Here is a 19,755-nt window from a genome sequence, read left to right as displayed (position 1 = left end):
GGGTGAATTTCATTGAGCGGGTTACTGCAACATGAAAGTCGTGAACATCACACTGGATATCCTCAGCGACGGCAAATTGGCCACGAAGGGCTGGTTGAGCGTCGTCATGATGTCGGCGGCCAGCTGGGCTCTTTCTTCCGGGGTGACCAGCGACTCGCCCGCGCGGTTGGACAGGGCCGTGAGAAGCCGGCTGCGCACTTCCGGCAGGTATTGGGTGACCAGGGCCTGCGACTTGACGTCCGGAACCTTCAACGTGACGGCCACATGCAGGAATCGGCTGCGGCCGTTGGGCTGGAGGTTGACGGTCATGGGCTCCAGAGCGATGAAAATCGGATCGACGGGCGCCGTTGCGACGGGCGCGGCTTCCTTGCGCTTGCTGGCCAGATAAAAGGCTGCGCCAGCCGCCGCCAGGGTGACCAGCGTGACCAGAACAATCAGCAGGACGAGGCGCTTGCGCGACTTGGGGAGCTTCGCGGGGGGAGTGCTGGTGGCCATGACTTTGCTGTTGGGGTTTGAGAATCGATTGTTTTCGAAAACCGGCGCGCGGCATCGTGGGATAAGCAGGGGTAAAACGCGTCAGATCCGGCATTTGCCGGACACGCGTCTCATGGTGCTCCTCAAGCGTAGGTGTCTACGCTGATTCCTCTGCCTGGTGGCCGCGAAGCTTCCATCGCTTGCCTGACCACGGGTGTCAGGTTATCGGGTGTACGCTCCCCCCGGTAGCCGGGTTGGCCAGACTGCCCGTTCTGTCCCTCCGCGAAGGCTGCTTGCTGCTGGCTCCCGGAGTTGACCGACGTGTTGCCAAGGCTGATCCCGCTATCAGCCAGGGTGCTACGCAATTGCGGCAATGCGGCCTCCACGGCGGCACGCACCGATGAATGGGCCGATACAAACATGGCCTGGACCTGTTGGTCGTTCATGCTCAGTGTGACCTTCAGGGGACCGAGCCCCGGAGGATTGAGCTGGAGCTCTGCCACCTGTTCACCGCCCTTGCCCATGTGGATCATCTGCTGACCCAGGGCCTTGCCCCATTCGCCGCTGCCGACCTCGGGGGCGAGCGCTCGCGTCATGGCCGCAGGCGTCGGGGTGGGGGCAAGCAGCCCGGCGGGTGCTGGCGCTGCAACGCCGGCAGGACTGATGGCCACGGTGACGCTGGCGGCGGGCATGTCGGCGACGGCTGCCTGACCGATGGCGCTGGTGCCAGTGCCTGCAGGCAAGGCATCGGGCGCCATCGTCGTCGAAGGGAGCGGCTTGACGCTGGCGGGTGTGGCGTCGCGTTCAGGACCGCTGGCGGCCGTTGTTTCGGCGGGAACCTGTGACAGTTCGTCGGCTAGGCTGCGGTGCTGTGGCGACTGACCGGCCGTGCCGCTGTCCGCGTCGGTGGATGAAGCCGGGATAACCGCCGCAGCCGTTGCTGCGGCCGGGCTGGCGTCCGTGGCTTGCGGTCGACCGGGCAGGGCGGTCAGCCCTTTGTCCTTCTGGCTGGCCGCCGCCAGTTCGGGTGTCAGCCCGCTTGACAGTGCCAGTCGCGGTTCGGCCTCCTCCGCAGGGTCGGCGGTTGCAGGCGTGGTGATCGGTTCGCCGGCCAAGTCTGCCGCGAGGGCTTCCCCTGCAGGCAGACCCGTCAGCGCAGGGCTGGCAGCGCCCGCGATGGCGCCAGTGCGGGACGCCGCAACGGCTGCGGCCACCGTCCTGGGCGGCAGGTCTCCCGGCGGGACCAAAGGCAGCGCCATGGCATTGACCAGCTCCTCCGGATCCGGCTTATGGTCTTCCGGTGGACGCCGGGTCGCCGCGGCGGTGGCAGCCTTGCCCTCCGCCTTGCCGACGCCATCGCCGGCGGGTGCGAGTGAGCGGGAAAGTACGGCGCCGAAACTTTCGGCGCCGTTCGAGGCGGGCTCCTCGCTGCGTGTGGACGACTGGGAAGGCTGACTGTCGGGCGGGCGGGGCACGCTGACGGATGAAAGAATGGAAGACATGTTTTTCTCGGGTGAATTCAGTCGGCCACGGTGCCTGCGCGCAGGTAGAACTGCCGGGAAGTGCGTTCGTCACTGTCTCGTTGCTCTTTCTTGCCGAGCCTGACCATTTCCTGCTGGCGCACCCGATTGGCCAGCGTGTCGAAGGAGTTGAGGCGGCGCTTGTTGTTTTGCCAGTCCCCGCGTCCGTGCACCAGCCGCGTGTCGGCCTGGTCGGTCAGGGCGCGCTGCTGCTCGATGGCGCCATCCAGCGTGCTGATGAAGTTCTGGAAATTGCGCACATGGGACGATGACAAGCCGGCCAGCATCTGCTGCTGCAGCTGGACCAGGTATTCCTGCCGGTACTGCAGCAACATTTCCAGTTTCCCGGCAGCGCTGGTGTGGGCGTTCTGCAACTGGCCGAGCCGGCGAGTCGCCTCGTCGGTCTTGTTTTGCGCCAGTTCGATCAGTGTCGCGAGAGGAAGCTTGTTGGGCACGGCGTTTCTCCTGGTGGTTCGAGGGGTTGCGGTGATTGCGTCAGGGTCAGGACTGGAACAGGCTGTTGAGCTGCGCGGTGGCGGCCGCGTAGTCGACGCGTTCTTCCATCGTTTGCTGCAGGAAAGCCTCAATTTTTGGGTACAGGGCAATGGCCTGGTCCAGCTGGGTGTCGTGGCCGGGCGCATAGGCTCCCACGCTGATCAGATCGCGGTTGCGCTGATAACGCGACAGGGCCTGCTTGAAACCGCGAATGACCTGGAATTGCGCGGGCTCGATCAGCGCGGTCATGGTGCGGCTGATGGACGCTTCGATGTCGATGGCCGGGTAATGGCCGGATTCGGCGAGGCTGCGCGACAGCACCACGTGGCCGTCCAGGATGGCGCGCGCCGAGTCCGCAATCGGATCCTGCTGGTCGTCGCCTTCGGTCAGCACCGTGTAGAACGCGGTGATGGAGCCGCCCCGACCCTCGGCATCGCGAGCACCATTGCCCGCGCGTTCCACCAGGGCGGGCAGCTTGGCAAACACCGAGGGCGGGTACCCTTTGGTGGCCGGCGGTTCGCCGACGGCCAGCGCGATCTCCCTCTGGGCCATCGCGTAGCGGGTCAACGAGTCCATGATCAGCAGGACATTTTTCCCCTGGTCTCGAAAATACTCCGCCAGACAGGTCGCGTAGGCGGCGCCCTGCAGGCGAAAGAGGGGCGAGGTATCGGCCGGTGCCGCCACCAGCACGGCGCGGGCCATGCCTTCCTTGCCCAGCGTGTTTTCAATGAAGTCCTTGACTTCGCGGCCGCGTTCGCCAATCAGGCCAACCACAATCACGTCGGCGCTGGTGTAACGCGCCATCATGCCCAGCAGCACACTCTTGCCGACGCCGGAGCCTGCGAACAGGCCCATGCGCTGACCGCGGCCGACGGTCAGCAAGCCGTTGATGGCGCGCACTCCGACATCAAGCACGCTGTCAATCGGCGCACGGGTCAGAGGGTTGATGGGAGGGGCCGCCAGCGGTACTTCCCGGGAAAAATCGAGCGGACCCAGCCCGTCCAGAGGCCGGCCAGCTGCGTCCACCACGCGGCCCAGCATGCCGTCGCCCACCGGCAGGCGTTTGGTTCGTGGCCCGGTGCCACTGGCATGGCCCCCGGGCGACTCCAGCGCGTACACCCGGGCTCCCGGCAGCAGCCCGTCCACCTCGCTTTGGGGCATCAGGAAAATGCGGTCGCCAGCGAAGCCGACCACTTCAGCCTCGGCGTGTTTTTGAGGGTAGCCGGGAGGCAATTCAATCAGGCAGTCGCTGCCGACGGGAAGCCGCAGCCCGACTGCTTCAAGGACCAGCCCCACGGCGCGTGTCAGCCGGCCATAGGTGCGTACCGGAACGCTGTGTGCGACAGAAGAGCGCGCGTCGTCCATCAAGGTCTGCCAGGCCTCCAGCGGCGGCCTGGTGATGACGTTGGGTGTTTCAACCATGGACCAGCGCGGCGGTGGCGGTCATGTGGGGTCCCAGCGCCGCGGTAACGCGGTCCCAGCGGCTTTGCAGCGTAGCGTCCCGCTCGCCGCTGGCCGCCAGCACCCGGCAGCCGCCGCGCTGGGTACCCGCGTCCGCACGGATTCGCCATCCCGCTGTCTGCAGATCGTCCGCGAGATGTTCCTGCACCAGCGCCGCGTCATCCGGGTGCAGAACCAGCTGGGGTGAACCGGTCAGGGTGGGCTCGGCCTGCAGCAATTCACGAACCGTCTGCAAAATGGCCTGCGGGTCCAGTGCCAAGGCCTGGCCCAGCACCTGGCGTGCAATGTCCATCGCCAGCGCCAGCAGCTGTCCGGCGACCTCGCGCTCGGCAAGGCGCAAGGCGGCGGGAAGTGCCAGGGACAATGCCCGCAGGTGGTCGGCCTGTTCATGGACGGAAGCCATCGCGGCGGCATGGCCCTCGGCCTGCCCCTGCGCATATCCCTGCTGACGCCCTTCCTCTTCACCGGCCTGCTGCGCCTGAAGCCGCAGGCGGGCCAGTTCGTTTTCATCGATCAGCAGTTCCGGCTTGAGCGGCTCGACGACGCAGGCCGGTCCGGGTTCCGCGGAAATTGGCACCATGTCCTGCGCGAGGGATGTCATTTCCCAGCGTTCCCAGGCGGTCATCTGCTCCTTCGCTGCGCCGGGTCGACGCACGGCGGGCGCGGCGAAGCCTGAGGCGAATCGGTCGGTGCCGGAACGCTTGGCGAGTGGGGTCTGCTCATACATAAGAGTCGTTTCCTTGACCGCCGAGCACTATTTCCCCAGCGTCGGCCAGGCGGCGCACGATCTGCAGAATGCCTTTTTGTTCGGCTTCGACCTGTGACACCCGCACCGGACCGCGCATCTCGATGTCCTCGCGCAGCATTTCGGCAGCGCGCTGCGACATGTTCTTCAGGAACTTGTCGCGCAGTTCCTGAGGTGCGCCCTTGAGCGCAATGATCAGCGATTCCGACTCCACTTCCTTGAGCAACAGCTGGACGCTGCGGTCTTCGAGCTCCAGCAGGTTCTCGAAGAGGAACATTTCGTCGATCATCTTTTGCGCCAGCGCTTCGTCATGCTCGCGAACATGCTTGATCACGCTTTCTTCCTGAGCGCTGCTCATCATGTTGACAATTTCGGCGGCGGCGCGGATGCCGCCGAGACGGCTGCGCTTGCCGCCGTCTCCGCCCAGCATGTCGGTCAGCACCTCGGTCAGTTCCTTGAGCGCTGCGGGCTGCACGCCGCCAAAGGTGGCCACGCGCAAAACGGCGTCGTGGCGTGCGCGCTCGGGCAGGTGTTCCAGCACGTCGGCGGCCTTGTTGCGATCCATGTGGACCAGCAGCGTGGCGATGATCTGCGGGTGCTCGTCGCGAATCAGCTCGACCACTTCGGTGGCTTCCAGCTGGTTCAGCCGCTCGATGCCGCTGACCGATTCATTCGACTGCAGGATGCCTTCCAGGAGGTCTGCGGCACGATCATTGCCCATGGCCTTGTTCAGCACGGCCCGCAGATAGGTGCCTGAATCCAGGTGGAGCGCCGAGTATTGTTCGGTTTCGAGGCGAAACTCGTCCAATACGTCATTGACCTCGGTGCGTTTGACATGCGCCAGGGTGGCCATGGCCTCACCGAGGGCCTGGACTTCGTTGGGGGACATCTGCTGCAGCACCTTGCCGGCAGCTTCCTCGCCGAGCGTCATCAACAGGATGGCGCTTTTACGTGTTCCTTCGTCAAACATTTTTTTCGCCCATCCAGTGTTTGATCAGCATGGCAACAGCCCTCGGCTCCTTGGCGGCTGTTTCCTGCGCGTACCGGATGTTCTCCAGATGGCGTTCGGCCTGCCGTTCCTGCGATTGCGCCACAGTCTCTGCGGAGGGGGCCTCTTCCTTGCCGGGCGCTGCTGCCTGGACCGGTTCCGGATACAGATGTTTGCGCAGCAGCGGCCGCAGCACGGCAAACCACAGGTACAGGGCCAGTATTCCCAGCAACAGGTACTTGCCGCCGGTCTTGGCCATCTCGATGTTGTCGGGCTGGCGCCACACAGGCAGTTCAGGTGTATCAGTGCTGTCCGAGGCGAACGGGCTGTTGACCACATTGAGCGAGTCGCCGCGCTCGGCGCTGAAGCCCATGGCCTGGCTGGCCAGGTTCTTGATCTGCTCCAGCTCGGCGGCCGTCAGCGCCTGTGCAGTGCGCTTGCCCTGGGCGCCCGTCGCTCCGCGGTAATTGACCACCACGGCCACCGACAGCCGCTTGATGCCACCTGCACCTTGCTGCACATGGCGAATGGAGCGGTCCAGCTCGTAGTTGATGGTGGTGTCCTTGCGGTTGCTGGCCGGGCCAGTGGTGCGCGCCGGCGCGCCCATCACGGCGCCCAGTTCCGTGGTCATTTTGAGCTGACCTGCGCCGGCTGCGGCCGGTGGCTTGCCGGGCGCAGTGATGGGGGCCACCGGGTCCGGTCCGGGCTGATTGCTCAGCGCGCCCGGCACGCCGCCCACTGCGCCCGCGCCTTGCTGGCCGGACTCGCTGGACTGCTGGCTTCGCACCGCAGCGCTGCCGGGTTCCTGATTGGGGCGGTACTTCTCGTCGGTGTTCTCGACAATCGAGAAGTCGATATCCGCCGCCACCTGCGCGCGGACATTGCCGCTACCGACGATGGGTTGCAAAATGGCTTCGATGCGACGGATGTAGCCCTGCTCGATCTCCTGCGCATATTTGAGCTGGCTGACATCAAGGCCGCGTGTGCCGGCGTTCGCCGCAGACAGCAGGTTGCCCGCCTGGTCCACCACGGTGATGCTTTTGGCCGACAGCTCGGGCACGCTGCTGGAGATCAGATGGACAATGGCGCTGACCTGTCCCTCGTCGATGGTCCGTCCGCGATGCAGGCTCAGAACCACGGACGCACTCGGCTTTTTCTGGTCGCGCACGAAGAGCGAGGGTTTGGGCAGCGCCAGGTGCACGCGTGCCGACTCCACGGCCGAAATCGAATTGATTGACCGCGCGAGTTCTCCTTCAAGGGCGCGCTGGTAATTGATCTGTTCGGCAAACTGGCTGGTGCCGAACTTCTGGCTGTCCATCAGCTCGAACCCCACCGTGCCGCCTTTGGGCAGGCCCTGGGAAGCCAGCCGCAGGCGGGCTTCTGGAACCTTGTTGGCAGCGACCAGCAATGCCCCGCCGCCTTCGGCGAACTTGTAGGGAATGTTCATCTGCTGCAGCGACGCGATGATGGCACCACCGTCGCGATCCGACAGGTTGCTGTACAGCACTCCGTAGTCCGGGGCACGGCTCCACAGCAAAAGGGCCGCCACCGCCGCCACCGCGGCAGAGGCGCCAATCATTATTGGCAGACGGGGATTGGCTCTCAGCTGCTCCAGCCAGGGCAGGGCTTTGGGCAGGCCTGCTTCAGTACCCATGGCGGCGGAACTCATGCGCTCACCCGCTTAGCGCCGCGCCGCGGCGCGGAGGGGGTGCGGGCCGGTGAGCGTGCGGTAGTCCGGGTGCCTGCTGAGGCTGCAGATCGGCGACAGGACAGAGACGACAGGTGACATACGACAGTGATTGATAGATAAGGCATAAGGCGAAGGACCGGCTGGCCGGTGCAGTGAAGGGGCAGCCGGTGTTCGTGAATGATTGTCAGAGCGTGGTTTCTTTCCCGATCAGCCGAATAGCCGGGAGTTTTGCCGTCTTTTGGCGGGATGCGCCGCCTGGCTCGCTGGTACGCTTCAACCCGTTCATCAAGCAACGGGCGCACAGGCGCCAGGAAAACACCATGGCGATATCTTCTATTGAGTCCGTCCTGCAGCAAATGCGGGTTCTTGCCCAGACTTCCGGTCATCCATCGGCGGTGAGCAGCGAGGTGGCCAGCGGCGGTTTTGCCGGTGAGCTGAAAAAGTCGCTGGACCGCATCAGTGATACCCAGCAGCAGGCGTCCAGCCAGGCCGAAGCCTTTGAGCTCGGCAAGCCCGGGGTTGCCCTGAACGACGTGATGGTGGACATGCAAAAAGCCGGCATCGGTTTCCAGATGGGCCTGCAGGTGCGCAATCGGGTGGTTGCGGCCTACCAGGAGATCATGAATATGCCTGCCTGACGGGCGGCGGCGCGGCAAGGTGGATCTTTTTCGGGGTTGGCGCTAAAGGTTTTTCCGGGTCTGGCCGTTAACTTGAATAACGGTGGCTTGCAGACGGTTTCGGCAAGCAAGGCCAGCGTGACGGCAAGTTAGCCGGAGTCCACAACCTTTGTCAATCAGGAGTCCCTCATGGCCCAAGTCATCAATACCAATTCGCTCTCCCTGCTCACGCAGAACAACCTCAACAAGTCGCAGTCGTCGCTGAACACCGCTATCCAGCGCCTGTCCTCCGGTCTGCGCATCAACAGCGCCAAGGACGACGCCGCCGGCCAGGCCATCGCCAACCGCTTCACGTCCAACATCAAGGGTCTGGCTGTTGCACAACGCAATGCCAACGACGGCATCTCGCTGGCGCAAACGACTGAAGGCGCGTTGACCGAAATCAACAGCAACCTGCAGCGCGTCCGCGAACTGGCCGTGCAATCGGCCAACGGCTCCAACTCGGTGGCCGACAAGGCCTCGATCCAGGCTGAAATCACCCAGCGCCTCGCTGAAATCGACCGCACCTCGGCGCAAACCGACTTCAACGGTGTCAAGGTGCTGGCTGCCAACAGCAAGCTGTCCATCCAGGTCGGCGCGAACGACGGTGAGACCATCGACATCAACCTGAAGCAGATCGACTCTTCCTCACTCAAGCTGAGCGGCTTCTCCGTGGCCGCCAAATCGCTGACCGTCGGTGCCGCCGAGTTGACGGTTGACCCGGGCGCCGGTGCCCCCTTCGCGACGGACCTGTCTGCAGCTGCCACAGCCTTGACGACTGCGACCGGAAAGACGGTTGCCGCGGGCGACCTCTCGCTGCACAACGTGCTCGATGCAGCGGGCGCGGCTACCGACAAGTACGTGGTGAAGTTTGGTGAAGATTTCTACGCAGCGTCGGTTGATTCTGCAAGCGGCGGCGTTGATATCAATACGGTTGACGTCGATTTTGCCGATGCAGCCAATGGCATCGTGACCGCTTCGCCTGTGACGCTGACCGCCCAGTTGGTCAAGGTCGGAGCCGACGCCGCCGGCGCTGCACAAGCTTACGTCACGGTTCAAGGCAAGAGCTTTACCGTCAACAACGATTCGCTGGTCGACGCCGACAGCACGACCGTGACGGCGGGTACCCCTGCCGCCGCTCCCATCGAACTCAGCTCTGGCGGTGCCACCGTCGCTACCGCCGAATTCGCAGGCGTGGCTACCGGCAACGCGCTGACGAAGATCGACGCAGCACTGAAGATGGTGGACGACCTGCGCGGCTCCCTCGGTGCGGTGCAGAACCGTTTTGACTCGGTGATTTCCAACCTGGGCACCACGGTGACCAACCTGTCTTCCTCGCGTTCGCGCATCGAAGATGCTGACTACGCGACCGAAGTGTCCAACATGACGCGCGCGAACATCCTGCAACAGGCTGGCACCTCCGTGTTGGCCCAGGCCAACCAGACCACCCAGGGCGTGTTGTCCCTGCTGCGTTAATCGCCCACGGCACGCCTTCTTCGGAAGGTGTGCCTGCTTTTGTGCAAGCCAGGCGGCTTTGTCCGCCTGCGCTACGCACTCCCGCCTGGGGGTCCAGGCGTGAGTGCCTAGCGATTTCTCCGGGAGAGCCAGCATGACGATTTCTTCCAGTGCCGTGACAGCCGCTTCGTGGCGTGAGGCCGTGCCGCCGTCGCCGTCGCCTTCTGCCCGCGCCGGCGGGCCGCGCGACGTTGCCGCCGCAAAAGAGGCGGTGCCCGTGCCCGCGCAGGAGCGAGCCGCGCTGGTCGAGGTCAACCAGACCCTGAGGATGGCGTCCATCGGCGTGCAGTTCGAGTTCGACAAGGAGGCTGACACCCTGATCGTCAAGGTGGTCGATGTGGACAGCGGCGAGCTGATCCGGCAGATGCCTTCGGAAGAGGTGGTGCGGATCTCGCGGGCGCTCGGCAAACTCCAGGGCCTGCTCGTTCACCAGGCCGTCTAGTTCAAAACACCTTCAGGAGTCATCCATGGCATCGGTTTCAAGTTTGGGTATTGGGTCAAATCTCGATTTGAGTGGCCTTCTCACCAGTCTCACCAAGGCGGAAAGCCAACCCCTCGTCATGCTGCAAAAGCAGCAGATCAGCTACACCGCCAAGCTGTCGGCCTACGGCACCCTTCAGGGCGCGCTCAGCACCTTGCAGACAGCGGCCGGCAAGCTGGCTGACGCCAACCTGTTCCAGGGCGTCAAGGCGGCCTCCAGTAACACCGACGTACTTACTGCTGCGGCCTCGGCCACGGGCGCCGCCGGGATTTATGCGGTCAACGTCACCCAGCTGGCCGCAGCGCAGTCGCTGGCCGCCGCGGGCGTAGCCAACGCCACGGCCGCCGTGGGCAAGGGCACCGTCACCATCGATTTCGGCACCATCTCTGGCGGCACGCTGAACGCCGCCACCGGCACCTACAGCGGTGCGTCCTTCACCGCCGATGCCGCTCGCGCGGCGAAGTCCATCGTGATCGACGACAGCAACAACTCGCTGGAAGGTCTGCGCGACGCGATCAACAAGAGCGCCGACATTGGCGTCACGGCCGCCATCGTCAATGACGGCGGGACTTCGCCGTACCGCTTGGTGCTCACTTCCAAAGACACGGGCGTGGCCTCGAGCATGCGGATTTCCGTCGCCGGCGACGCCAGCCTGCAAGGGCTGCTCAACCATGACGCTTCCGGCGCGCAGGCCCTGCAGCAGACCGCCGTCGCGTCCAATGCGATGCTCACGATCGGCGGCGTGGCCGTGACCTCCAAGACCAATACGGTGGCCGACGCCGCCCCCGGCGTGACGATGACGCTGGCAAAGACCGGGGCCAGCACGCTGACGGTCAGTCGCGACAGCTCCTCAGTGGAAGCGGCCATCGCCGGTTTCGTCACAGCCTACAACAGCCTGCAGACCACGGCGGCCCAGCTGACCAAATACGACACGGAAAAGCATACCGGTGCGCCGCTGGTCGGCGACTCGACGCTACGTACCATCCAGACACGAATTCGTGCCGCGCTGAACACACCACAGGCAGGCGAGCTCAAGGTGCTGTCCAGGATTGGTGTGGGTTTCCAGAAGGACGGCACCCTGGCTTTCGACACCGCCAAGCTGAAGACCGCTTTGGCGGCCAGTCCGACCGCGGTGGCCGAGCTGTTCGCCGGCGACGGGACCACGGGCGGCGTCGGCAAACAGGTGTCGACCTTGCTGGAGGGTTTCACCAAGACCAACGGCATGATCAGCGCCGCGACGACGGGCATACAGACCTCGCTGAAATCGCTGGACCACCAATACACCGCGACGCAGAGCCGGGTCGAGGCCACCATTGAGCGCTACAAAAAACAGTTCACCGCGCTGGACCTGCTGGTATCGCGCATGCAGGCTACCGGCAACTATCTGACGCAGCAGTTCGCCAACATGAGTTCAAGCAAATAGGCCCGAAGGTTTTATGTACACCCCCTCCCACTCCTACAATTCGGGCGCGAGCGCCTACGCCAAAGTCGGCACTGAGAGCGGAGCCATGAGTGCCTCGCCGCACCAGCTGATCACTATGCTGTTCGACGGCGCCAAAACGGCCATTGCCATGGCACGTCACCACATGGCCAGCAACGACATCAGTGCCAAGGGACAGGCCATTTCGAAGGCCATCAACATCGTCGACAACGGCCTGAAGGCGAGCCTGGACCCGGAAGCCGGCGGCATGGCCGGCGCCGAACTGGTGGCGGACCTGTCGGCGTTTTACGACTATGTCACCCAGCGCCTTCTGTTTGCCAATCTGCGCAACGACCCAGCGCTGCTGGACGAGGCGGACCGCTTGCTGGACAACATCAGTTCCGCATGGCGCGAAATCGACCCCCACCAGTCGCGACCGCTGCCGACGGCTTCCGCTGCGCCCGGGGCGGCCCGTTTTTCTGCCGGAGCGTGACATGGGTTCCCAAAGTGAAGTCATGAACTGTTACGAGCAGATTGCGCCGCTGACCGAGCGCATGCTGATCCTGGCCCGAACCAGGCAATGGGCCGACTTGCCGATACTGGAAACGCAGTACAGCGGTATGGTGGATCGCCTCAGGGAGATCGAACCCCTGCATGCGCTGGACGAAGCGCAGTCGGCACGGAAGTACCAGTTGCTGGGCCGTATCACTGCCAATTCCAACGAGATCTTCGGCATGGTCATGCCCCAGCTTGCCAAGCTGGTGACGGCGATGCAGAGCCTGGAGCAGCAGCAGAGCGTTCAACGGGCCTACGGTCAAGGTCATTCCCTTTCATGAGCGGCGTGACGCCTTTGGTCGATACCCTTTTGGCCACGCGGCTGGGTCAGCGCGTGGACCTGGTACCGCTGAAGGCGCAGGTTGAAATTGCCGGTCCCGGCGCCGTGACCACTGTCGAAGAAGTCAGCAATGACGTGCGCCTGCCTTCGCGCGAAGCCTTGCAGCGTCAGTTGGCCGGGGTGCTTCCTGAAAAGGGTGACGGCGGACATGGCAGCGCTACGGGCCGGGCGGGCGGTGCCGTTACCCTGAGTGCTGCCGCCCGTGTTGTCAGCACCATCCTGAATCTGCCGACGGATTCCGTGCCTGCCGTTCGTGGGGCGGTCCCCCTCTCCCCCTTGGGCTCCACCCTGGCGGTTCCCGCCTTGGCTGCGACGCTGGCCCGGACCGTCGCCGTTTCGGGCCTGTTTTACGAATCCCACCTGCAACAGTATGCCGCTGGCTCGCGCTCGCTGGCCCAGATGGCGCAGGAGCCGCAAGCCGGGCTGACGTCTGCTGCCAGGCGCGTCATGCCCGTTCCGGCCGCGACCCTGGCTGCGCTGGAACTGTCAGCCAGCGGTGCCGCGGCGCCAGCCGTCCCGGCATCCACCTTGGTGCCCGCTGGCACCATTTCTGTATTGCCTGGCATCGATACCCTGGCGCCTGCGGAAGTGCAGCAGGATGCTGCACCGGCTTCGCCGGACAGCAGTGCCGAAGCCGATGCTGCTCCGGAACGCCTTCCGCAGCCATCTGTCAGGACGGGTCACCCGGAAACAGCCGAACTCGCCGCCGCCTACAGCCGTGTGGGAATGCCTGAAAGCGGACTGATCCCCCTTCATGGCGCCGATGCAGAGCAATTCACGGACGCTGACCCCGGCACGGGCGCCGTACCCGTTCGCGCGCGAGGCGAGCCGGTCCCGGCCATTCATCCGGAGGCTGTTGCGCTGGTGCGCCAGCAACTCGAGATGCTGGCGCTGCCGGTCTTTCGCTGGAGCGGTGAAGGCTGGCCGGGCACACCCATGGACTGGGAAATACGCGAGGAGGGCAGGGAGCAGAACCAACAGGAGGCGGACCGCAATGACGACGGTGATCGCCCTGCAGCGTCCACCTGGACCACGCGGGTGGCCCTGCAACTGCCCAGGCTGGGCGATGTGGACCTCCGCTTGAGCCTTTGCGGTACTGCGCTGCGGCTGCGTCTGATGGCATCCGAAAAGGCCACTGTTGCACTGCTCGGCGCGGGCCGCGACCTGTTGCCGCAGCGCTTCGGTGCACTGGGACTGCAGTTGACCGAGTTCCAGATCGGCGCCCTGGCGGAAGACACCCGGGCATCGGACAAACCGGGACATGGCGATGCCGCTTGACCCCTCCTCATGGCCCGTGGCCAAAAGCCACATGCCCGACCGGCCAAGCGCGATTGCGCTCTCCGCTGCAGTGGGAGGTGCTGCACCCCGGGTCGTCGCCAAGGGTTATGGCGCGGTGGCCGATGCCATCGTCCAGCGTGCGCAGGAAAGCGGCCTGTATGTGCATACCTCGCCTGAACTCGTGAAACTGCTGATGCACGTGGACCTTGATTCCCGGATTCCGCCCAATTTGTACATCGCTGTCGCGGAAATGCTGGCTTGGGTGCATCAACTGGAGCGACAGGAACTTAGCCCTGGATAGCCACTTTGTCGTCGAGATGACCATTTAAATAATCAAAAGTAGTTTTTTTATAACTCTAATCGGTTATTGAATATGATAATTGACGTAAAAATGATACTCAAATGATAAATACGATCTTGATGTGTAAGTTTTAACTGTTCTATGTTAAAAATTGCAAAGCAGATTTTTTCTGACATAAATACTGATAAATCTGTGATAGCGCGGAAATATGACAAAAGTGTTACTTTTGTACGCCTTCCGCAATAAACCTGCATGACGAGATACAAGAGGAGTTCAGACGTGGTTGAAACTGGTACCGCCAGCGAAATTGGTGATTTGAATTTGGCCTACCTGCTGCTGGCCCAGCGGCTGGTCAGGGAAGATGTTGCTTCTGCGATGTTCCGGCTGGGCATGAGCCGGGAATTGGCCGACCTGCTTGGCAACCTGTCGCTTTCGCAGATTGTGAAGCTGGCCGGTTCCAGCCTGCTGCTGTGCCGCTTCCGTTTTGACGATCAACCCATTTTGTCGGCGCTGACGCTGGGCGGCAAAAATCTGGCCTTGCAGCAGGCGCACACCGCCATTTTGCTGTCCGGCCAGCAGGTCGAGGCGGTTAACTGATGGTTCGCCCAGTCCGCAACGCCCCCGCGCTTCAATGTTCCGGGAGCCATCCGTATGGCCGCTAAAAGCGTCATCCTTGAGGCACGTGAAATCCACCTGGCAATGGACTTGATCAAGCTGGGTGCCCGCCTGCAGTTCCTGGAAGCCGAAACCAGTCTGAGCCGTGACCGTCTGATCAAGCTGTACAAGGAGATCAAGGGCGCATCGCCTCCCAAAGGCCTGCTGCCTTTCTCCACCGACTGGTTCATGACCTGGCTGTCGAACATCCATTCGTCGATGTTTTACAACATCTACCGCTTCATGGTCACGCATGGGGGGTGCACCCGGATCTCGGCCATCATCAAGAGCTACCGGCTCTATATCGAGCAGGTGCAGCAGCAGGGCGTCGAGCCGGTGCTTGACTTCACAAGGGCCTGGACACTGGTGCGCTTCTTTGACAGTGACATGTTGCAACTGAGCACCTGCACCCGCTGCACGGGCCTTTTTGTCGCCCATGCCCATGACTCCCAGTCCGGTTACGTCTGCGTGTTGTGTCGTCCTCCCTCGCGGGCAGGCAAGACACGCAAGACCAGTGTCCCGCACGACCATGCCGACATGCCGGTCACCGTCGCTGGCAACCCATGCACGATTTCATCCTCGCAGTGGCTGGCTGACGTGATGAATGGGGCGCGCGGGTCGCGGGTGACCGGTTTGCCTGCAGCCTGATTTGAATGAGTAGTGGGAGAACACTGTGCTGGTAATTGTTGGCTATCTGGTTGTGCTGGGGTCCGTGTTCGGCGGGTATGCGCTGATGGGCGGGCATTTCGGCGTGCTGTTTCAGCCTCTCGAGGTGCTGATCATCGGCGGGGCCGCCGTGGGGGCATTTGTCGCGGGAAATGACAGCAGGACCATACGCGCCACGATGAAGCAGCTTCCCAAGCTGCTGGGCAACTCGAAGAAACACGACAAGGCGCTTTACATGGAGCTGCTTGCACTGCTGTATGTGCTGCTCTCCAAAGGCCGCAAGGAAGGCATGATGGCACTGGAGTCGGATATCGACGACCCCCAGAACAGTGCAGTTTTCGCGCCCTACCCGGTCATTCTGAAAGATGAGCGTGTGTTGGAGTTCATGACCGACTACCTGCGGCTGATCGTGAGCGGCAACACGGATGCGCATGAGATCGGGGAGTTGATGGAGCACGAACTCGAAACCTACAGGCACGAGGCGGAGGTTCCGGCACACAGCCTGATGCGTGTCGGCGATGCGCTTCCGGCGCTGGGCATTGTGGCCGCGGTTCTCGGCGTTGTGCATGCGCTTGCTTCTGCCGACTTGCCACCCGCGGAAATGGGCCAATTGATTGCGCATGCGATGGTCGGTACCTTTCTCGGCATCCTGATGGCCTACGGCTTTGTGTCACCGCTGGCCAGTTTGATCGAGCACAAGGTGGTCGAGTCGCTGAAGGTCTACCAGTGCATCAAGGTCACCCTGATGGCCAGTCTGAACGGATATGCGCCACAACTGGCCGTTGAATTTGGACGGAAGATCCTCTGTTCGACCGAACGACCGTCGTTTACCGAGCTTGACGAGCACGTCCGTGAAGTCAAGAGCCGTTAAGGCAGGCGGAAGGAGTCAGCAGTGAGCGACACCGGCGGCAAACGGCCCATCATCATCATCAAGCGGCCGGTGCGGGCAGCTGCTCACCACGGCGGCGCGTGGAAAATTGCGTTTGCCGACTTCATGACGGCGATGTTCGCGTTTTTCCTGGTCATGTGGCTGCTGAGTACACAGACACCGAAGCAGCTCGCCGGCATCGCGGAACAGTTCAAGATGCCCCTGAAGGTTGCCATCAGCGGGGGCCAGAAAAGCAGCACCAGCACCAGTGTGATTCCGGGCGGTGGCTCCGACCCGACTTCCCGTGTCGACGGGGAGGTCAGGCAGTCCGAAGAAGAGAGCAGCAATGACCCGAATGACGTCAAGCGGCTGGAGAACCTCAAACAGCGGCTCGACGACATGATCGAGTCCAGTCCGGTGCTCAAGCAGTTCCGGCCGCAGCTGCTGATCGACATCACGCCCGAGGGCCTGCGAATCCAGATCGTCGACAGCAGCAACCGGCCCATGTTCGACCGCTCCAGCGCCGTGGTGGTGTCCTATATGCGCACCATCCTGCGCGAACTCGGTCCGGTGCTCAATGAACAACCCAGCAAACTCACGCTCTCGGGGCACACCGATGCAACGGTGTACACCCAGGGCGACAAGTCCTACAGCAATTGGGAACTGTCGGCGGACCGGGCCAACGCCTCGAGGCGGGAATTGCTTGCCGGCGGCATGCAGGATACGAAAGTGCTGCGGGTCGTGGGAGTGTCTTCGAGTGTGCATCTGAACAAGGATGACCCGTATGCGGCGGTTAACCGCCGTATCAGCATCGTGGTGCTGAACCGCCGTGCCCAGGCAGACATAGAAAACAGCAACATGGCCACTTCCGCGCTCAAGCAGGTCGGCGTCAAGCCAGGCCCTGGCAAACAAGCCGCGCTCGATGCCACAGCCACAAAGCCGGGAGGCCGTATCTAAATGAACATGAAAACCATATTGGTCGTTGACGACTCGGCCGTCATGCGCCATCTCAACTCCGCGGTGCTTCAGCAGGCGGGTTACGCCGTGTTGCTGGCCGAAGACGGCAGTGCTGCGCTGGAACAGGTCAGCAAGTCCGCGGTTGATCTGGTGCTGACCGACTGGACCATGATTCCCATGGATGGGGGCGAGCTGACGCGCCAGCTGCGGCAGCGGTCTGATTGCGCGCAGGTACCCATCCTGATTCTGAGCACGATCAGCAATGACGCCAGCAAATCAGAGGCGAGAAAGGCCGGCGCGACCGGCTGGTTGTGCAAGCCCATTGAATCCGACACCCTGCTGGCCGTGGTCGGCAGCCTGATGGCCTGAGGCCGTCCCTCCCCCGACGGGTGGCATCTGTCGCCCACCGGGGGCGACAGTACCCCAATACGAGAGACCTAGCGCGATGGATATCACCCAGTTTTACCAGGCATTTTTTGAGGAGGCCGACGAGTTGCTGGCCGAGATGGAGCTGCTGCTTCTCGGGCTCGACCTTGAGGCACCGGACAGCGAACACCTCAATGCGATTTTTCGTGCCGCACATTCGATCAAGGGCGGCGCAGCCACATTTGGTTTTCTGGCGTTGACGGACACCACGCACCTGCTTGAAAACCTGTTCGACCGTGCGCGCCACGGCGAACTCAAACTGAACACCAGGCTGATGGATGCCTTTCTGGAGACCAAAGACGTGCTGCAAAAACAAATGAGTGCCTACCGGGACGGCGGCGAACCTGACCGTGACACGGTCACGCGAATCTGCGAGGTGTTGCGGCAGCTGGCCCAGGAGGAAGGGGGCGGATCGGCTGCCGGACCTGCTGCAGCCCCGGCGCAGGCGGCAGTCGCCGTGCCGGCACCGGCTCCGGCTCCGCCTGCAGCCGAGACGGCAGACGCCACGGACGGGCAGACCCTGAAAGTGCGTTTTCTGAAAGTTTCGGAAGGCGATTGCCGGGTGCTGAGCGGTGAGCTGGCCAATCTGGGAAAAGTGATCGCGCAAACCCAGACAGAGGACAGCCTGAGCATCTGGCTCAAGACCACCTGTGATGCTGACGACATCATTGCTGTTTGCTGCTTCATCATCGAGGCTGATCAGATGGAAATCAGCACGGAGCCCCTGGCCGCTCCCGTTGCCGCCACGGTGATCCAGGACACCAATATCCCGGAGGGCCAGGCGGTCTCCGCGGAGACTTCTGCGCCTGCACCGGTCGCAGTCAAGCCGGCTGCGGGTGCTGCTGCGGTTGCGGTGGCCGGGAGCGCCAAGGAGTCCAGCTCGATCCGGGTGGATGTTGAAAAGGTCGACCAGATCATCAACCTGGTCGGTGAGCTTGTGATCACCCAGTCGATGCTGACGCAGACCGCTTCGACGCTGGACCCGGTGCTGCACGAACGCCTGCTCAGTGGCATGGGTCATCTGGAGCGCAATGCGCGTGATCTGCAGGAATCGGTGATGTCGATCCGGATGATGCCCATGGACTATGTCTTCAGCCGTTTTCCGCGCCTGATCCGCGACCTGTCCGCCAAGCTCGGAAAGCAGGTCCAGTTGATCACGGTCGGCAAGGAAACGGAGCTCGACAAGAGCCTGATCGAGCGGATCATCGACCCGATCACCCATCTGGTCCGCAACAGCCTGGACCACGGCATCGAAAGTCCCGAGCAACGGGTGTTCGCAGGCAAGGACCCGGTCGGGCGTTTGACCATGTCAGCGCAGCACCAGGGCGGCAGCATCGTGATCGAGGTCAAGGACGACGGCGGCGGACTGGTCCGGGAGAGGATTCTGGCCAAGGCGATACAGCAGGGCATGGCCATCAGCGAGACGATTTCCGATGACGAAGTCTGGCAGCTGATTTTTGCCCCCGGTTTTTCCACGGCGGAGGCCGTGACGGACGTGTCCGGCCGCGGGGTGGGCATGGATGTGGTGAAACGCAACATCCACGAAATGGGGGGCCATGTGGAAATTGCGTCCGCGCAAGGCAAGGGCACAACCATCAGGATCGTCCTGCCGCTGACGCTGGCCATCCTCAACGGCATGTCAGTCAAGGTGGGCAAGGAGATCTACATCCTTCCGCTCAACTATGTCATCGAATCCCTGCAGCCGCTGGAAAAGGATGTCCACTCGATCACCAGCGACGAACATGTCATGCATGTACGCGGCGAGTACCTGGCGCTGATCGAGCTGCACAAGCTGTTCGGGGTCGCCGACGCGGTGAGCCATCCGATGCAGGGCATTGCGGTCATTGTCCAGGCGGACGGCACACGTTTTGCGTTGTTGGTGGATCAGCTGGTCGGCCAACACCAGGTGGTGGTCAAGAACCTGGAGACCAATTACCGCAAGGTGCCGGGCATTTCCGCTGCAACGATTCTGGGCGATGGCAACGTGGCGTTGATCATCGATGTTGTTGCAGTCCAGCGGATCAATCGCGAGCAGGCCGGCCAGCGAGGCTCGAGCCGTCAGGCGACCGGTCAGGGAGCAGGCTGATCCAACCCTGTCGCCCGGTCAGCAGGCAGAAGTCCGGCCTGGGCAGAACGGCTCCTTCCGCCCCGACGCCTGCCTGGCCACCAGAGCGCACGGCCGGCGGTTGGCCGTTGGCGGCTTGGTCGATAAACCACGGTACCATGACGGGTGAATTCAGCCGGCAAGTATCAAATTCGCTGGAA

At 63.0% G+C, this 19,755-nt stretch carries 21 protein-coding genes; 14 read left to right on the top strand and 7 right to left on the bottom strand.

What is annotated here, in order from left to right; all coding sequences use genetic code 11:
* Positions 1–21 precede the first annotated feature (21 nt).
* The 7 genes from fliL to fliF form a co-directional block, all read right to left on the bottom strand.
* The gene (fliL, locus tag PSV33_RS18710) at positions 22–495 is read right to left on the bottom strand and encodes a flagellar basal body-associated protein FliL (protein ID WP_300564103.1); all 474 of its coding nucleotides are present in this window, start codon (positions 493–495) and stop codon (positions 22–24) included.
* 122 nt (positions 496–617) lie between these two features.
* The gene (locus PSV33_RS18705; RefSeq protein WP_300564101.1) at positions 618–1,976 is read right to left on the bottom strand and encodes a flagellar hook-length control protein FliK; all 1,359 of its coding nucleotides are present in this window, start codon (positions 1,974–1,976) and stop codon (positions 618–620) included.
* A gap of 17 nt (positions 1,977–1,993) precedes the next feature.
* Positions 1,994–2,449: a flagellar export protein FliJ gene (fliJ, locus tag PSV33_RS18700; RefSeq protein ID WP_300564100.1), complete on the bottom strand. Its 456-nt coding sequence runs from the start codon at positions 2,447–2,449 to the stop codon at positions 1,994–1,996.
* 46 nt (positions 2,450–2,495) lie between these two features.
* Positions 2,496–3,911 carry a flagellar protein export ATPase FliI gene (gene fliI, locus PSV33_RS18695; RefSeq protein WP_300564098.1) on the bottom strand — a complete coding sequence of 472 codons (1,416 nt, stop codon included), beginning with the start codon at positions 3,909–3,911 and terminating at the stop codon, positions 2,496–2,498.
* Positions 3,904–4,677 (bottom strand): flagellar assembly protein FliH, encoded by a 774-nt coding sequence (locus tag PSV33_RS18690; protein ID WP_300564096.1) that lies wholly within the window; start codon positions 4,675–4,677, stop codon positions 3,904–3,906. The genes fliI and PSV33_RS18690 overlap by 8 nt, the downstream gene beginning before the upstream one ends.
* Positions 4,670–5,665, bottom strand: a complete 996-nt coding sequence (fliG, locus tag PSV33_RS18685) for a flagellar motor switch protein FliG (protein WP_300564094.1) — start codon at positions 5,663–5,665, stop codon at positions 4,670–4,672. The genes PSV33_RS18690 and fliG overlap by 8 nt, the downstream gene beginning before the upstream one ends.
* Positions 5,658–7,337: a flagellar basal-body MS-ring/collar protein FliF gene (fliF, locus tag PSV33_RS18680; RefSeq protein WP_300564092.1), complete on the bottom strand. Its 1,680-nt coding sequence runs from the start codon at positions 7,335–7,337 to the stop codon at positions 5,658–5,660. Before fliF ends, fliG begins: the two co-directional genes overlap by 8 nt.
* A 356-nt stretch (positions 7,338–7,693) precedes the next feature.
* Here fliF and fliE point away from each other — a divergent pair, with 356 nt between their 5' ends.
* From fliE to cheA, 14 genes are all read left to right on the top strand, one after another.
* Positions 7,694–8,011, top strand: coding sequence for a flagellar hook-basal body complex protein FliE (gene fliE, locus PSV33_RS18675; protein ID WP_300564090.1), 318 nt, complete (start codon positions 7,694–7,696; stop codon positions 8,009–8,011).
* 168 nt (positions 8,012–8,179) lie between these two features.
* Positions 8,180–9,505, top strand: a complete 1,326-nt coding sequence (locus PSV33_RS18670) for a FliC/FljB family flagellin (protein ID WP_300564089.1) — start codon at positions 8,180–8,182, stop codon at positions 9,503–9,505.
* Between the two features lie 133 nt (positions 9,506–9,638).
* Positions 9,639–9,986, top strand: coding sequence for a flagellar protein FlaG (locus tag PSV33_RS18665; protein ID WP_300564087.1), 348 nt, complete (start codon positions 9,639–9,641; stop codon positions 9,984–9,986).
* Positions 9,987–10,011: 25 nt separating this feature from the next.
* Complete coding sequence (gene fliD / locus PSV33_RS18660; protein ID WP_300564085.1) at positions 10,012–11,448, top strand: flagellar filament capping protein FliD; 1,437 nt, start codon at positions 10,012–10,014, stop codon at positions 11,446–11,448.
* A 13-nt stretch (positions 11,449–11,461) separates the two neighbouring features.
* Positions 11,462–11,938, top strand: a complete 477-nt coding sequence (gene fliS / locus PSV33_RS18655; protein WP_300564083.1) for a flagellar export chaperone FliS — start codon at positions 11,462–11,464, stop codon at positions 11,936–11,938.
* Position 11,939: 1 nt separating this feature from the next.
* Complete coding sequence (locus PSV33_RS18650) at positions 11,940–12,281, top strand: flagellar protein FliT (RefSeq protein ID WP_300564081.1); 342 nt, start codon at positions 11,940–11,942, stop codon at positions 12,279–12,281.
* A complete protein-coding gene (locus PSV33_RS18645) occupies positions 12,278–13,618 on the top strand; it encodes a flagellar hook-length control protein FliK (RefSeq protein WP_300564079.1) in 1,341 nt (446 codons plus the stop codon). Before PSV33_RS18650 ends, PSV33_RS18645 begins: the two co-directional genes overlap by 4 nt.
* A gap of 31 nt (positions 13,619–13,649) precedes the next feature.
* Positions 13,650–13,919 (top strand): EscU/YscU/HrcU family type III secretion system export apparatus switch protein, encoded by a 270-nt coding sequence (locus PSV33_RS18640; protein WP_300564120.1) that lies wholly within the window; start codon positions 13,650–13,652, stop codon positions 13,917–13,919.
* A 252-nt stretch (positions 13,920–14,171) separates the two neighbouring features.
* Positions 14,172–14,516, top strand: coding sequence for a flagellar transcriptional regulator FlhD (gene flhD, locus PSV33_RS18635; RefSeq protein ID WP_300564077.1), 345 nt, complete (start codon positions 14,172–14,174; stop codon positions 14,514–14,516).
* 54 nt (positions 14,517–14,570) lie between these two features.
* On the top strand, positions 14,571–15,221 hold the full coding sequence (flhC, locus tag PSV33_RS18630) for a flagellar transcriptional regulator FlhC (protein WP_300564075.1): 651 nt from the start codon (positions 14,571–14,573) through the stop codon (positions 15,219–15,221).
* Positions 15,222–15,246: 25 nt separating this feature from the next.
* Positions 15,247–16,110 carry a flagellar motor stator protein MotA gene (motA, locus tag PSV33_RS18625; RefSeq protein ID WP_300564073.1) on the top strand — a complete coding sequence of 288 codons (864 nt, stop codon included), beginning with the start codon at positions 15,247–15,249 and terminating at the stop codon, positions 16,108–16,110.
* 21 nt (positions 16,111–16,131) lie between these two features.
* Positions 16,132–17,064, top strand: coding sequence for a flagellar motor protein MotB (gene motB, locus PSV33_RS18620; protein ID WP_300564070.1), 933 nt, complete (start codon positions 16,132–16,134; stop codon positions 17,062–17,064).
* A 6-nt stretch (positions 17,065–17,070) separates the two neighbouring features.
* Positions 17,071–17,433 carry a response regulator gene (locus tag PSV33_RS18615; RefSeq protein WP_300564068.1) on the top strand — a complete coding sequence of 121 codons (363 nt, stop codon included), beginning with the start codon at positions 17,071–17,073 and terminating at the stop codon, positions 17,431–17,433.
* A gap of 76 nt (positions 17,434–17,509) precedes the next feature.
* On the top strand, positions 17,510–19,576 hold the full coding sequence (gene cheA / locus PSV33_RS18610; RefSeq protein WP_300564066.1) for a chemotaxis protein CheA: 2,067 nt from the start codon (positions 17,510–17,512) through the stop codon (positions 19,574–19,576).
* Positions 19,577–19,755 lie beyond the last annotated feature (179 nt).

Source organism: Polaromonas sp. (assembly GCF_029945895.1).
Classification (GTDB): domain Bacteria; phylum Pseudomonadota; class Gammaproteobacteria; order Burkholderiales; family Burkholderiaceae_C; genus Polaromonas.
The sequence above is the reverse complement of the archived record's forward strand: the minus strand, read 5'-3'. Positions and strand labels throughout refer to the sequence as shown.

Bases quoted from the DNA above. Each gene is read 5' to 3' on its own strand.
- PSV33_RS18615 (WP_300564068.1), top strand. From the start codon at position 17,071: ATGAAAACCATATTGGTCGTTGACGACTCGGCCGTCATGCGCCATCTC.
- PSV33_RS18705 (WP_300564101.1), bottom strand. From the start codon at position 1,976: ATGTCTTCCATTCTTTCATCCGTCAGCGTGCCCCGCCCGCCCGACAGT.
- flhC (WP_300564075.1), top strand. From the start codon at position 14,571: ATGGCCGCTAAAAGCGTCATCCTTGAGGCACGTGAAATCCACCTGGCA.
- PSV33_RS18640 (WP_300564120.1), top strand. From the start codon at position 13,650: ATGCCCGACCGGCCAAGCGCGATTGCGCTCTCCGCTGCAGTGGGAGGT.
- fliS (WP_300564083.1), top strand. From the start codon at position 11,462: ATGTACACCCCCTCCCACTCCTACAATTCGGGCGCGAGCGCCTACGCC.
- fliI (WP_300564098.1), bottom strand. From the start codon at position 3,911: ATGGTTGAAACACCCAACGTCATCACCAGGCCGCCGCTGGAGGCCTGG.
- fliE (WP_300564090.1), top strand. From the start codon at position 7,694: ATGGCGATATCTTCTATTGAGTCCGTCCTGCAGCAAATGCGGGTTCTT.
- PSV33_RS18665 (WP_300564087.1), top strand. From the start codon at position 9,639: ATGACGATTTCTTCCAGTGCCGTGACAGCCGCTTCGTGGCGTGAGGCC.
- fliF (WP_300564092.1), bottom strand. From the start codon at position 7,337: ATGGGTACTGAAGCAGGCCTGCCCAAAGCCCTGCCCTGGCTGGAGCAG.
- PSV33_RS18645 (WP_300564079.1), top strand. From the start codon at position 12,278: ATGAGCGGCGTGACGCCTTTGGTCGATACCCTTTTGGCCACGCGGCTG.
- fliG (WP_300564094.1), bottom strand. From the start codon at position 5,665: ATGTTTGACGAAGGAACACGTAAAAGCGCCATCCTGTTGATGACGCTC.
- flhD (WP_300564077.1), top strand. From the start codon at position 14,172: ATGACGAGATACAAGAGGAGTTCAGACGTGGTTGAAACTGGTACCGCC.
- fliD (WP_300564085.1), top strand. From the start codon at position 10,012: ATGGCATCGGTTTCAAGTTTGGGTATTGGGTCAAATCTCGATTTGAGT.
- PSV33_RS18690 (WP_300564096.1), bottom strand. From the start codon at position 4,677: ATGTATGAGCAGACCCCACTCGCCAAGCGTTCCGGCACCGACCGATTC.
- PSV33_RS18670 (WP_300564089.1), top strand. From the start codon at position 8,180: ATGGCCCAAGTCATCAATACCAATTCGCTCTCCCTGCTCACGCAGAAC.
- PSV33_RS18650 (WP_300564081.1), top strand. From the start codon at position 11,940: ATGGGTTCCCAAAGTGAAGTCATGAACTGTTACGAGCAGATTGCGCCG.
- cheA (WP_300564066.1), top strand. From the start codon at position 17,510: ATGGATATCACCCAGTTTTACCAGGCATTTTTTGAGGAGGCCGACGAG.
- fliL (WP_300564103.1), bottom strand. From the start codon at position 495: ATGGCCACCAGCACTCCCCCCGCGAAGCTCCCCAAGTCGCGCAAGCGC.